Annotated in this window: 17 protein-coding genes and 1 tRNA gene; 15 read left to right on the top strand and 3 right to left on the bottom strand. The window is 60.6% G+C overall.

Annotation, left to right across the window (positions count from 1 at the left end; all coding sequences use genetic code 11):
• Positions 1 to 24: 24 nt before the first annotated feature.
• From BLW08_RS04795 to BLW08_RS04780, 3 genes are all read left to right on the top strand, one after another.
• Complete coding sequence (locus BLW08_RS04795; RefSeq protein ID WP_091323639.1) at positions 25 to 2550, top strand: DNA methyltransferase; 2526 nt, start codon at positions 25 to 27, stop codon at positions 2548 to 2550.
• 190 nt (positions 2551 to 2740) lie between these two features.
• Positions 2741 to 3820 carry a DNA polymerase III subunit beta gene (gene dnaN, locus BLW08_RS04790; protein WP_175538577.1) on the top strand — a complete coding sequence of 360 codons (1080 nt, stop codon included), beginning with the start codon at positions 2741 to 2743 and terminating at the stop codon, positions 3818 to 3820.
• 268 nt (positions 3821 to 4088) lie between these two features.
• Positions 4089 to 4508, top strand: a complete 420-nt coding sequence (locus tag BLW08_RS04780; protein WP_091323633.1) for a hypothetical protein — start codon at positions 4089 to 4091, stop codon at positions 4506 to 4508.
• Here the strand turns inward: BLW08_RS04780 and BLW08_RS04775 are convergent.
• Both BLW08_RS04775 and BLW08_RS04770 read right to left on the bottom strand, forming a co-directional pair.
• Positions 4505 to 5464 carry an SRA domain-containing endonuclease gene (locus tag BLW08_RS04775; RefSeq protein WP_139244854.1) on the bottom strand — a complete coding sequence of 320 codons (960 nt, stop codon included), beginning with the start codon at positions 5462 to 5464 and terminating at the stop codon, positions 4505 to 4507. The two genes, BLW08_RS04780 and BLW08_RS04775, sit on opposite strands and share 4 nt — an antisense overlap.
• Positions 5465 to 5582: 118 nt before the next feature.
• Positions 5583 to 6254, bottom strand: coding sequence for a hypothetical protein (locus BLW08_RS04770; RefSeq protein ID WP_091323629.1), 672 nt, complete (start codon positions 6252 to 6254; stop codon positions 5583 to 5585).
• Positions 6255 to 6305: 51 nt separating this feature from the next.
• Here BLW08_RS04770 and BLW08_RS04765 point away from each other — a divergent pair, with 51 nt between their 5' ends.
• The 10 genes from BLW08_RS04765 (at position 6306) to BLW08_RS04730 (ending at position 10102) form a co-directional block, all read left to right on the top strand.
• Positions 6306 to 6794: a hypothetical protein gene (locus BLW08_RS04765; RefSeq protein WP_091323627.1), complete on the top strand. Its 489-nt coding sequence runs from the start codon at positions 6306 to 6308 to the stop codon at positions 6792 to 6794.
• Between the two features lie 216 nt (positions 6795 to 7010).
• Complete coding sequence (locus tag BLW08_RS04760) at positions 7011 to 7403, top strand: hypothetical protein (protein ID WP_091323625.1); 393 nt, start codon at positions 7011 to 7013, stop codon at positions 7401 to 7403.
• The gene (locus tag BLW08_RS23605) at positions 7400 to 7648 is read left to right on the top strand and encodes a hypothetical protein (protein WP_139244853.1); all 249 of its coding nucleotides are present in this window, start codon (positions 7400 to 7402) and stop codon (positions 7646 to 7648) included. The genes BLW08_RS04760 and BLW08_RS23605 overlap by 4 nt, the downstream gene beginning before the upstream one ends.
• The gene (locus tag BLW08_RS24250; protein ID WP_302846896.1) at positions 7645 to 7773 is read left to right on the top strand and encodes a hypothetical protein; all 129 of its coding nucleotides are present in this window, start codon (positions 7645 to 7647) and stop codon (positions 7771 to 7773) included. Before BLW08_RS23605 ends, BLW08_RS24250 begins: the two co-directional genes overlap by 4 nt.
• Positions 7770 to 8186 carry a RusA family crossover junction endodeoxyribonuclease gene (locus BLW08_RS04755; protein WP_175538576.1) on the top strand — a complete coding sequence of 139 codons (417 nt, stop codon included), beginning with the start codon at positions 7770 to 7772 and terminating at the stop codon, positions 8184 to 8186. Before BLW08_RS24250 ends, BLW08_RS04755 begins: the two co-directional genes overlap by 4 nt.
• The gene (locus BLW08_RS04750; RefSeq protein WP_091323622.1) at positions 8183 to 8671 is read left to right on the top strand and encodes a 3'-5' exoribonuclease domain-containing protein; all 489 of its coding nucleotides are present in this window, start codon (positions 8183 to 8185) and stop codon (positions 8669 to 8671) included. Before BLW08_RS04755 ends, BLW08_RS04750 begins: the two co-directional genes overlap by 4 nt.
• Positions 8668 to 8892, top strand: coding sequence for a hypothetical protein (locus BLW08_RS04745; protein WP_091323620.1), 225 nt, complete (start codon positions 8668 to 8670; stop codon positions 8890 to 8892). The genes BLW08_RS04750 and BLW08_RS04745 overlap by 4 nt, the downstream gene beginning before the upstream one ends.
• A gap of 121 nt (positions 8893 to 9013) precedes the next feature.
• Positions 9014 to 9241 carry a hypothetical protein gene (locus BLW08_RS04740; RefSeq protein WP_091323619.1) on the top strand — a complete coding sequence of 76 codons (228 nt, stop codon included), beginning with the start codon at positions 9014 to 9016 and terminating at the stop codon, positions 9239 to 9241.
• Positions 9238 to 9837, top strand: coding sequence for a hypothetical protein (locus tag BLW08_RS04735; RefSeq protein WP_091323617.1), 600 nt, complete (start codon positions 9238 to 9240; stop codon positions 9835 to 9837). The genes BLW08_RS04740 and BLW08_RS04735 overlap by 4 nt, the downstream gene beginning before the upstream one ends.
• 175 nt (positions 9838 to 10012) lie before the next feature.
• Positions 10013 to 10102, top strand: a tRNA-OTHER gene (locus BLW08_RS04730).
• Positions 10103 to 10489: 387 nt separating this feature from the next.
• Here the strand turns inward: BLW08_RS04730 and BLW08_RS04725 are convergent.
• Positions 10490 to 10726: a hypothetical protein gene (locus BLW08_RS04725; RefSeq protein WP_091323615.1), complete on the bottom strand. Its 237-nt coding sequence runs from the start codon at positions 10724 to 10726 to the stop codon at positions 10490 to 10492.
• Between the two features lie 115 nt (positions 10727 to 10841).
• On the opposite strand from BLW08_RS04725, the gene BLW08_RS04720 reads away from it, so the two are divergent.
• Positions 10842 to 11105, top strand: a complete 264-nt coding sequence (locus BLW08_RS04720) for a ribosome small subunit-dependent GTPase A (RefSeq protein WP_091323613.1) — start codon at positions 10842 to 10844, stop codon at positions 11103 to 11105.
• Entirely contained in the window at positions 11102 to 11308 is a 207-nt protein-coding gene (locus BLW08_RS04715) for a hypothetical protein (RefSeq protein ID WP_091323611.1), read from the top strand. Before BLW08_RS04720 ends, BLW08_RS04715 begins: the two co-directional genes overlap by 4 nt.
• Positions 11309 to 11520: the final 212 nt, after the last annotated feature.

Here is an 11520-nt window from a genome sequence, read left to right as displayed (position 1 = left end):
TTTTCGTACCCAAAGGAGGTACAGATGAGCGACTACCAAGAGTTCCTACGCGCCAAAGCGGACTTCGAGAAGAGCTACGGCCACCAGATACCAGCCACGGCCGTTAACCCCATCCTCAAAGACCACCAGCGCGACATTGTGCAATGGGCTGTCGAAGGCGGCCGCCGCGCCATCTTCGCAGCATTCGGCCTGGGCAAGTCCATGATGCAAATCGAAACGCTCCGGCTCACGCTGGCCGAGGCTGGCGGATCCGGGCTGATCGTCGCTCCGCTCGGTGTCCGGGGCGAGTTCATCCGCGACGGCCGAAAGATGGACGTCGAAATAAAGTTCATCCGCAACGCCAAAGACATGACCTTCCACGGCGGCGGGCTTTACATCACCAACTACGAGACCGTCCGTGACGGCAAGCTCGACCCCAGCCTCTTCACGGCCGTCTCCCTCGATGAAGCTGGCGTGCTCCGCTCGTTCGGATCGAAGACCTACCAAACGTTCCTGCCGCTCTTCAACAAGGTCAAGTACCGCTTCGTCGCCACCGCAACACCATCGCCCAACAAGTACAAGGAACTCATCCACTACGCCGGGTTCCTCGGCGTCATGGACACCGGCCAGGCACTCACCCGGTTCTTCCAGCGCGACTCCACGCAGGCCAACAACCTGACCCTCTACCCGCACAAACGGGAAGAGTTCTTCATGTGGCTGAACAGCTGGTCGATCTTCCTGCAAAAGCCGTCCGACCTCGGCTACAGCGACGAGGGCTACAACCTCCCACCGCTGACCGTCGAATGGCACCCGGTGGACGTCGACCACTCGACAGCCGCGGTGGACCGGGACGGGCAAGCCCGGCTGTTCCGCGGCGGAGTGAAGGACCTCGCCGGGGCGGCCAAGGAGAAGCGAGACAGCCTCACCGCCAGAATCGGGAAGCTCATGGACCTTGTCCGCCAACACCGCGAAACGGACGGCTCGCAGATCATCCTCTGGTGCGACCTGAACGACGAGCAATCAGCGATCGAACGGGCACTGGCCGCCGAGGACATCACCTACAGCTCAGTGCACGGATCCTTGGACCCGGACACCGCTGAAGACCGCATCGACGCGTGGCGGGACAAGGAAACCTGGGCACTCATCGGCAAGCCCGTGCAGCTGGGGCAAGGCCTGAACTTCCAGCAGGCACACACCGCCGTTTTCGCCGGCGTCACCTTCAAATTCAACGACACCTTCCAAGCGTGGCACCGCATCCAACGATTCGGGCAAGAACACCCCTGCACCATCCACATGGTGCATGCCGAGTCCGAAACGGAAGTCGTCCACTCCCTCAAGGACAAATGGGCGCAGCACAAGGAGCTCACCAACACCATGACCGAGATCATCAAGAAATACGGGCTGTCCCGGAACTCCATCACCGAAGCCCTCACCCGTTCCATGGGCGTCGAGCGCATCGAAGCTTCCGGAGAAGGCTGGACCCTCGCCAACAACGACTGCGTTGACGAGACCACCAACCACATGGACGCGAACAGTGTGGACCTCATCGTCACGTCCATCCCCTTCAGCAACCACTACGAGTACACGCCGTCCTACAACGACTTCGGGCACACCGACGACAACGCGCACTTCTGGGAACAGATGGACTTCCTCACCCCGCAGCTGCTCCGGGTCCTCAAACCTGGCCGCATCTACGCCTGCCACGTGAAGGACCGCATCAACTTCGGCAACGTCACCGGCGCAGGAATCCCCACCGTGTCACCGTTCCATGCCGAAGCGCTGTTCCACGGAATGAAGCACGGCTTCGACTACATGGGCATGGTCACTGTCGTCACCGACGTCGTCCGGGAGAACAACCAGACTTACCGCCTCGGATACACGGAGATGCGCAAGGACGGAACAAAGATGGGCGTCGGTTCGCCAGAGTACATCCTGCTCTTCCACAAGCCGCAGACCGATCGGTCCAAGGGCTACGCGGACGACCGAGTGACCAAGGATATCGAGGACTACTCGCTGGCCCGCTGGCAGGTCGACGCGCATGCCAACTGGCGGTCAAGCGGTGAACGGCACCTCACCTCGGACGAACTTGCCGCTCTGCCGGTCGAGCAGCGGTCGCGGTTGTTCACTGATCAGACTCTTCGCGAGGTCTACGACTACGAATCGCACATCGAAGTCGGCGAGGCGCTGCAGGGCAAAGGTGCGCTTCCGGCAACGTTCATGTCCCTCATGCCGGGATCCTGGGCGCCGGATGTTTGGCACGACATCAACCGCATGCTCACCCTCAACGGCGAGCAGAAGCGCCGCAACGTGCAGATGCACGTCTGCCCGCTGCAGTTCGACATCGTTGACCGACTCATCACCCGGTACTCAAACCCGGGCGACGTCGTGTTCGATCCGTTCGGAGGACTAGGCACGGTACCGCTCCGGGCCCTGAAGCTCGGCCGCCAAGGACGATCAAGCGAACTCAATCCCGGGTACTTCCTCGACTCCGTGAAATACCTCGAAGCCGAAGAACGCCAGCGCGAAATGCCCACACTGTTCGACCTCGAAGGGCTGCCCGAAGCGTCATGACCGGCTACGTGTACCGGGGCTCAGAGCCGTGGCCCCCGGAACCACGGCCCCCGAAACCAAAGCCCAAAGTCATGCCGCTCCCAGAACCACTATGGGGCGGCACCCTCGGACTCGCCCTAGCCGCCGCAGAAGTCGACGCCTGGGAACGACTCCACCCCGTCAAACAACACAGAGAAGAAGGCAAGCACTCATGAAGTTCACCATCCCCGCCAACGCACTCGCCGACGCCGCAGCATTTGCCGCCAAGGGCATCAGCCCTCGCCCCGCAAACCCGGTCCTGTCAGGACTCCTGATCGAAGCGGCGACCGGCGCACTGCGCATCAGCGGATTCGACTACGACAAGTCCGCCCGCACGCAGGCAGCGGCCGACGTCGAACGCGACGGCAACGCGCTGCTGCCCGGCAAGATGTTCACGGACATCGTCAAGAAGTTCGGCAAGAAGACCGTCACCGTCGAAGTCGACGGTACGGCCGCAAAGCTCACCGCCGGATCCGCCGTATTCACCATCGGCTCCATGAGCGTCACGGACTTCCCGCCCATGCCACCGCTCCCCCAGTCTGCTGGAACGGTAGACGGCGACGTGTTCGCCGCAGCCGTGGCCCAAATCATCGACGCTGCTTCCACCGACGCAGCGGTGCCGGCACTCATGGGAGTGAAGGTCATCAGCGACGGCAACGAACTCATCCTGCTGGCCACTGACCGTTACCGTTTGGCCGAAGTCGTCGTCCCGTGGACGCCCGCTGGGGACGGATTCGAAGCGCTCGTCCGGGCGACCTGGCTCCGCGATGCGGCCAAGGGACTTGCAGGCGAAACGCAGATCCTCATCGACGGCAACAACGTCGGCATCCGATCAGGAAACCGGGCCACCACCACGACCGTGCTGGACCAGGACTTCCCGAAAATCCGGACGCTCTTCCCGAAGTCGACCGAGACCGAGATTGTCGTTGACCGCGCCGAGCTTGCCGACGTCGTATCCCGCGTCGGGCTCGTCGCCGAGCGCAACACTCCGCTCCGCATCACCGCATCCGGGAGCGAGATGACCGTAGACGCAGGAACGGGCGAGGCCGCGCAAGGTCAGGAAACCATCCCCTGCGAAGTCAACGGCACGGACGTCGTCGTTGCCGTGAACCCCGGATACCTCGGATGGTCACTTTCGGTGACGCCATCGGAGAACATCACCCTCGGCTTCCAAGAGAACCGGGGCAAGCCTGTCCTGATCACCGGAACCGAGGCGCTCTCTCACCTCATCATGCCGGTACGCCTCCCATGAGCGCGGAGACGTTGACGCTAGTCGGCCGCCAAACCGGCGATGAAACCTATGAGGTTCTGGCTACTCCCGAGTTTGGAAACCGGATCCGCTTGAAGGTCGGGAAGGGCTCGTACAGCGCAGGTTACGCCAGCCGAACTGGATACCTCGTAACGACCAACAACGGCGGCGTTATCACCGCACACCGATCATTCGAGCGCGCCGTGGCCGAAGCCAACAAGAGGGCAAAGCGCTACGTGCGCGCCTACTCAAAGCCGAGAGGACGACAGAAATGACAGACGCCCAAGACATGCTCCCAGGCGAATGGCCGGAGCCCGTGGTCACGGCCGACATGATCATCGAGCGGAACATCAAGGAAGCGCTGACTCAGGAGACCTACTTTCACCTAAACCTTGCCGATGGGAAGGCTGGCGAATCCGACGACGCGCGCGAACTCAGACTCGTTCGAGCCAACATGCATTGCTTCGCGTTCCTCCTGGACGCCGTCATTGTCGATGTCCTCACCGAAGTGCAGGGCTACAACCGGGCGTGGGCTGACTCCATGGCCGCAGCGATTGACCGCAAGCTCGAATGGGGCGAGCACTACCCAGAGATGCTCTGGCAATGGGCCAACGATCGCGGGCTCGACCCTGAACAACTTGGACAGCAAGCCAAAGAAAAGTTTGCCGAGAATGCCGAGAGTCGGCTTTAGAAGGTGGTGATCAGACCCTTGGAGTACAGCCAGAACTGTGAAGACTCGGCTTCCCGCCACACAGTGTCAATGCCGTGATCCCTGAGTAGTTCAAGTAGATCACCAGCGGGCTTTGCAGGCAGAAGAATCCGGCAGCGCTCTACAGACACGCCTCTACGATAATCGAGCATCTGCCCTAACCCGGTTCGAATGTTGTTCCGCGTCGCTTCCGCCTTAGCTTCGTAGAGGACGCTATCCGTGAAGTCGTGAATGTCGGACATCAGCACGTGGCTAGCCCCTGGCGGTGTTATCGCGAACCGACCCACATCGTGTCCTCTGGCTTCAAGAACAGTTTGGAATGCCTTGACCAGAGCCTGCTCTCGCTTCAAAGCGATGCCTTGCGTCTTCTCAGGAACGGTGAACGTGTCAGACGTGTGCTCTTCCAGGGGCACGCGTCTGGCAGCCCAGTCCTTGGACAGCTTTGAGGCCGAAGTGGCGTTGTCCTGGGACCGTCTGAGCACCCGGCCAACTGGGCGCAGATTGAAAACGAAGACTGTGCGGGCCACGCCAAACTTGTCCGGCGCATCCTCAACTGAGTAGGGCAATGCAGTATCGACCTCGAACTCGCCCAGGTAGACCTGCCTCTTGGTCTTCTTGGTCCCGGGCACGATCCCGTCAGCCGCGAAAAGTCGGATCGCCTTACCGTCCGCCCTGTGGTCGCGTGCTGCCTTGTTGCCGAGCCACATCCGTTGTGCCCCGTCATCCCCCATTCCCGTGTAATAGAAAATGGAGCCGCCGTCCGCCCACCCATCGTACTGATATCCGTGCTTATGGCCCTCTTCAGGGTCCGAGAATATGAACACATTCGGGGACTTCCGAGACGTGACCATCCCGCCCTGGGATGAGCCGCCGTACAACTCGGAAATTTCGGCTCGTGTGCTAGTCCAGCCGACTGGCGTCCCCCATGGAATAGTCATGGGCTAAACCCTAATACCAGCCTCTGACAAAGGCATTCACGAGAGCTTCCCGCGCCATGCGGAACCATGTGCCCTCTGCCCACCCAACGCGCGAGACCTCGGCATGATCGCAGCCGAATCACTCGGCGCCGCTTGAGGAATTGTCTGAGGAGGACTCACCGGTGCTGCCGGAAGTTGTCGTGGGGTCCTTCTTCGACCTAGTCGGCAACAACAAATCAAACTTCACATCTGCGGCGTCTAGGTTAGTATCCGCTTCACGGAGCAATTTCAGAGCTTCACTCCGCTTCTTCTTTTTGGAGGAAGTGCTCCATGGCAATACCACGGTGGCGGTAGTAATGGCTTCCTGCAGGGCGATGAACACGTCCCTTGCGAAGGGCTCCTGCCGAAGTGTTGCACGGTCGTAGTGCAGCGCCATGCCTCTCAGTTTCCCCGGCCAGTGGATGAGGATGTCGGCCACAGGCTTGGCCTCCTGGCGGGACATCTGCAGCCTCGCAACAGCCGAAGTCATCGGAGCAAGGAAGCCTGCAGAGTCGAAAGTTTGTTCCGGATCTTTGTGTCGCCTGACCGCCGACTCGAAGCCCTCCATCACTGCAACGCAGTCAGCCAATGCTGCGATCTCGACAGTACGTTCCACTCCGTGACGTTGTTGTGCATTCGTCAGACGAACCACGAAGAGGGCGACCATGCCGCCAACGAAAGCGGCGACTAGGGCTCCGATGGCTCCACTCCAGAAGCCGAGCCAAGTGCCACAAGTGATCCAGGCGAATTCGCCGCATACAAACACATCCACTCCCGGATCATATAGGCCCATTGGCGGCCCCACCCAAAGAAAGGAAACCAAATGGCCAGGCAATACGGGCAGATAAAGGTAAGCATCTGGGTTGATGATGACTTCCTAGACCTGTCCCCCATGGCTCAGTGGTTGTTCATCCACCTCTCCACACACGCCGATCTAAGCCACTGCGGCGTCGTGGACTGGCGCCTGAAACGCATCGTCCCGAAGGCAAACGGCCTCACGCTCGACATCCTCGAGTCAGCCGCCCAGGAGCTCATCGAAGGCGTGTACATCATCGCGGACGAGGACACTGAAGAAGTTCTCGTCCGCTCGTTCATGCGCAGCGACGGGCTCCTGAAGCAGCGGAACATGGGCGCGGCCGTCGCCAAGGCATACGCCTCGGTGGCGTCCCGCACCATCCGCGGCGTCGTCGTGCACGAGCTCCATAGGTTACAGAAAGAGAACCCTGACTGGACCAGCTGGGGAGCCTTGAAGGATGTCATGGCAAGTCGGTCCATAAACCCTAATGAATTGGGTTCCGAGGACGCTGCATAAAGGGTTCCGGAAACCCTTCCGAAAAGGGTTCAATCGGGCTTTTCCGATGTCATCACGAAAGGCATCGGTAACACCTGCACCTAACACCTACACCTTCACACCACCACCTCAAAGTGCCAACCAAGCCTGTTTCTTAACTCACCAGAGCCCAGAAATCGGCAACAACCAGCGGCGAAAGTCGGGCGACGTTTTGGCTTGAAAGGAAATCCCAATTTGATGATCACCGACCAGCAGGCACGGGCCATCGCCTACCTGCTTCACGAGATCCGCCCAGACTGGCCAGTCGCATCGCTGATGTCACTCATCGACAAGCACCGTGACGTGCCTAGCCTGGGCGCCCTGACAATCGCCGCCACAACCAAGGCCATGGAGTCCACATGCCAGACACCTGGCCCGATCTTCCACCCCGGACCGCACTGGCCGGAAGCGGCCCGGTCGCACCTCCCGCGCCCGCCCTCATGCGAAGACCACATCGGCCAAGAGTCCACCAGCTGCCGATCCTGCTGGGCTGACTTCAAAGCTGGCGACAGACCACAAACCCACATCGGAAAACACTACGAAGCCCCGGCAACCGCTGGGGCTTCTGACATCGAAGGAGAACAACGATGACCGCTTACACCTCGCCCCGCATCACCTCAACTGCTTCCATGAACGTGCCCGGCAGTCTTACCGCCGGTGCACTCCGCGACTTCGCCGCATCCGTCCCGCCTGAAGCCCGGGTCAGCATCAAGGAGTATCAAGGCGATCAGCGCGACCCCGGATACGTCACCCTCACCGCGACATGGGATGGCAGCCCCAGCAGGCCCGCCACACACCGGAGTTCAAGCCTTACCTCCCAGCGTGACGGGCAATGAAGCAAATCACCGGCAAGTGCCGATTCTGCAAGTCCAGGGTCTGGCTCAAAGACGGCAAATGGCTCCACGACGGCATCGGGACCCTCGTCCACATCATCAGGCACCGGAAGGAAGGAACCCAATGATCGGATTGCGAATCGTCGCGCACGGAGCTCCCGCAACCCAAGGCAGCAAGAAAGCATTCATCCGCGGCAAGAAAGTCGTGCTGGTCGAAATGGATGAGAAGCTGCCCGCCTGGCGTGAGGCGGTCGAAGCCGCAGCCCGGCTCGCTGCGGGCCCGGACTGGAAGACGATCGACGGCCCCGTCGCAATCGCGGGCGAAGTTCGACTCCGCAAACCCGACACCACCAAATTCGGATTCATGCCAGCCGGGCCGCCCGACCTCGACAAGCTGCAGCGGGCCATCGGTGACGCACTCACCGAATCCGGAGTCATCAAGGACGACGCCCGAATCGTCCACTGGAACATCCGCAAAGTCTGGGCGACCACCCTGCCCGGGCTTGACATCACCATCAGACATGCAGGAGGCAACGCATGAAGTACTTCTACGACACCGAATTCCTCGACACCGGCAAATACATCGATCTCATCAGCATCGGCATCATTGCTGAAGACGGCCGCGAGTACTACGCAATCAACGCCGGCGCCCAATGGGCAATCATCAACCAGCACCCCTGGCTGGCGGAAAACGTTGTAGCCCAGCTACCAGAGCCAAAATCTCCGGAATGGAAGATGACCTGGCAAATCCGCGACGAGGTGAAAGCCTTCCTCACGCACTCCGACGACACTGAACTCTGGGCTTGGTACAGCGCCTACGACCATGTGGTGTTGGCTCAACTCTTCGGGACGATGATGGAACTCCCTGAAGGCATCCCCATGTACACCAACGATGTCCGATCGCTCGTGGACTTCACGGGCGTCAACATTCTGCCCAAACAGCAAGGCGCAGAACATGACGCACTCGCCGACGCCCGGCACGTCAAGCAGATGTACGAACACATCATCAAGGCGAGTGCGCGATGACCTTCCACGGAAAGACTGAGGAACCCAAACCACCCCGGCCGCTGCGGAACTTCGCCTATCGAGTCTACGACGGCGGCATCGAACACCACGTGTCATCGCACGAGGTCTACTTCTACGAGGCCGGACGCGTCGGCTTTTGGAATTTGGGAGACGACGACGAGCGCGTACTGGTCCTGTCCACCAAGGCATTCCAAATTCGGCAGGTGGTGAACAACGAATGAAGCCATACAACTGCCCCACCTGCGGACGGTTCAGCCGAGGTGGCTGGGAAATCACGATCAGCGAATTCAATGTCCAATGGGGCGCCATCTGCAAAGTCCATGGCGACTGGCAGAACAGCACATGAGCACCAAACGCAGACCAGGCGGCCACCCTGCCAAGCAAGACCCCGACGTCGCCAAAACCTTCCGGACCATGAAAGCCGCTGTCGAACTCGTCCGCAACCTCGAAGGCAAGGTCACCCCGGAAGCTCACCTGAACCTCCGAGCCGCCGCGCTCGGCCTCATGCACCTCTACGCCGAACAAACCGGACTACCCGCACCAACCCAACTACTAGGAGGCAAAACGTGAGTCACGAGTGCACGACGTCGGACTGCCAAAACCACACAAGCACCTACCTCTGCACACAATGCGTCCGAGACCTGCAAGCCTGGCTCGACAAGATCCCCACGCTGATCGAGGCCCTAGGCGTCACCATCGCTAAACTCGATCACGTCCGACCAATCAGCGGAGGATGGAACGGCGGCGGCAAACCCGGCAGCGCAGCACCCATCAACCTCGACGCGCTGCAGCTGCAGGAAAACCTCAAGAGCGTCGGCCGGCACGCCAAGGACTACGCCCAGGACTCTCGCGCTGCTGGCCTCGCATGGCTAATACAAGACTGGGTAACCAGCGCCGAACTGCTCGTCAGTGGCCCCGAGGAACCACCCGTCAACCACGCAGCCAACCGCGAGCGCGTCAAAGACATCGCGCCACCCATGCCCACCCGCAAGCTCGTGCCATGGCTCCGGCTCAACGCCCAGATCACGCTCACCGGAAAGGACATACGAAACTGGGTAGCCCGCGGCAAAATCAAGGCAGTTGAATCCACGCCGTCGCCCACCTACCACCCACACGAAGTGCTCGACGCTTGGTACGAAACACGCCGCGAACAAACCCGCACATGAATCCGCGAGGTTGTGTTAAAGTGACTCACTGAGGGGTATTCGACGTACCCAGCATCAGCCGGATCGCTACAAGCGACCGGCTTTTTTAGTGCCCGAAACACCTTCCACTTTCGGAGGTCACTATCTCCCGTGCAGGGTCAAGCACACAGCCGCTCGCCGAGAGGCGCCGGCCAAAGGGGATGTAGCTCAATTGGCAGAGCAACCGGAGTGTGGTGCCCCCAAGCCCCACTCCGGCGTGTTGCTGGTTCAAGTCCAGCCATCCCCACGCCAGGCAATGCGACGTACCCACGAAGAACGGTGGGCGGGACGACCGACGCAGAGGACCTAATCCCATGGCAGACGGGGAGATAGTCTGCCACTCCGAACGTCCCGGCCAGTTCCGCGCCATGCCAATCAGATGGGCATGTAGGGAACCTTATGGCTGGCACCAAACCGGGCACGCCCACACCAGCGACTGACACTGGCGGGGCAACAACTTCCGGTGCCGCAGTCAAAGTCACCAACCAAAGTCACGGCGGCCACGTCAAGGAACCAAGGTAGAACCGGGATGCCGTTTTCTCCATCCTGCCAAGGCGCTACCTGCTACGACACCGGAACAAAACTCAAGCGGCGGCCCACTGGAAAACCAGTGCGCCGCCGCTCACCGGTCACGCTACTGCACCGTAATCTCGCCGGCTGCAATACGAGCCTTCACCTCGACATGAGCAACCGCTTCCAGAACGGCAGCGACCTGCTGCTGCAGGTTGGTGACAATCTCCTGGAACTCAGGGTCGCCTTCCTTGGCATTCAATGCATCGACCGACTCCTTGATGCGCTTGGCTGCCGCATACGACGCCGGTGTGTAGTCCTCGACCATTCCATTGATGGTGGTTGTGACGTTCTCGCTCATGGCGTGCCCTCTCGTTGTGCTCATACGAACCGTTCAACTCAAGCAGAGCCAATCGTGCGAGGCGAGCGCCTTCCGCGACTGGCGTAAACCCTTGACCAAACATCCGGAGGCAGCCATGAGCGAACAGACCAAGGCTGCACTCGAAGCAGCGCTACAAGAACACCTCACCGACGAGTGCGGACCACAGCGCGTCATGACCGACTACATCCTCACCATGGCCTACATCAACCTCGACCGGCCACTCTCCGACAACGTCACCGGATACCTCCACGACGCACGAGGCGCAATGCACAGCACCATCGGCCTAACCGAACTGCAAGGCGCATGGCTCGCTGACGGCGGCGGAAGCAATGACCCAGACGACTCGCTAGACCCATGAGTGCCAAACCTTGGGCATGCCACACAGAAGGCTCGGATCCTTACCACGTGTGGCCACTCGATGACCTCATCAAACACGACACCAACGACGACGATGGCAACTGCGCATGCGGGCCAACAGTCACACCAGTCGAAGGTGACAACGGCTACATCGGATGGGTCATCACACACCACTCCCTCGACGGACGAGAGCTGCACGAGTAACCATGCCAAGAGCCAAGCGCATCTGCTCCAAGCCAGGCTGCCCACTCCCCTCCAACGGTGGCCACTGCACCAAGCACAAGCGTGAAGCAGACCGAGCACGAGGCACACGAACCCAACGAGGCTACGGTCCCGAGCATCAATCACTGCGCAGGCAATGGGAACCCAAGATCAAGAAGGGCACAGTCCGCTGCGCCAAGTGCAACGAGCCCATC

Origin of the sequence: Arthrobacter sp. cf158 (assembly GCF_900106835.1) — a bacterium.
Classification (GTDB): domain Bacteria; phylum Actinomycetota; class Actinomycetes; order Actinomycetales; family Micrococcaceae; genus Arthrobacter.
The sequence above is the reverse complement of the archived record's forward strand: the minus strand, read 5'-3'. Positions and strand labels throughout refer to the sequence as shown.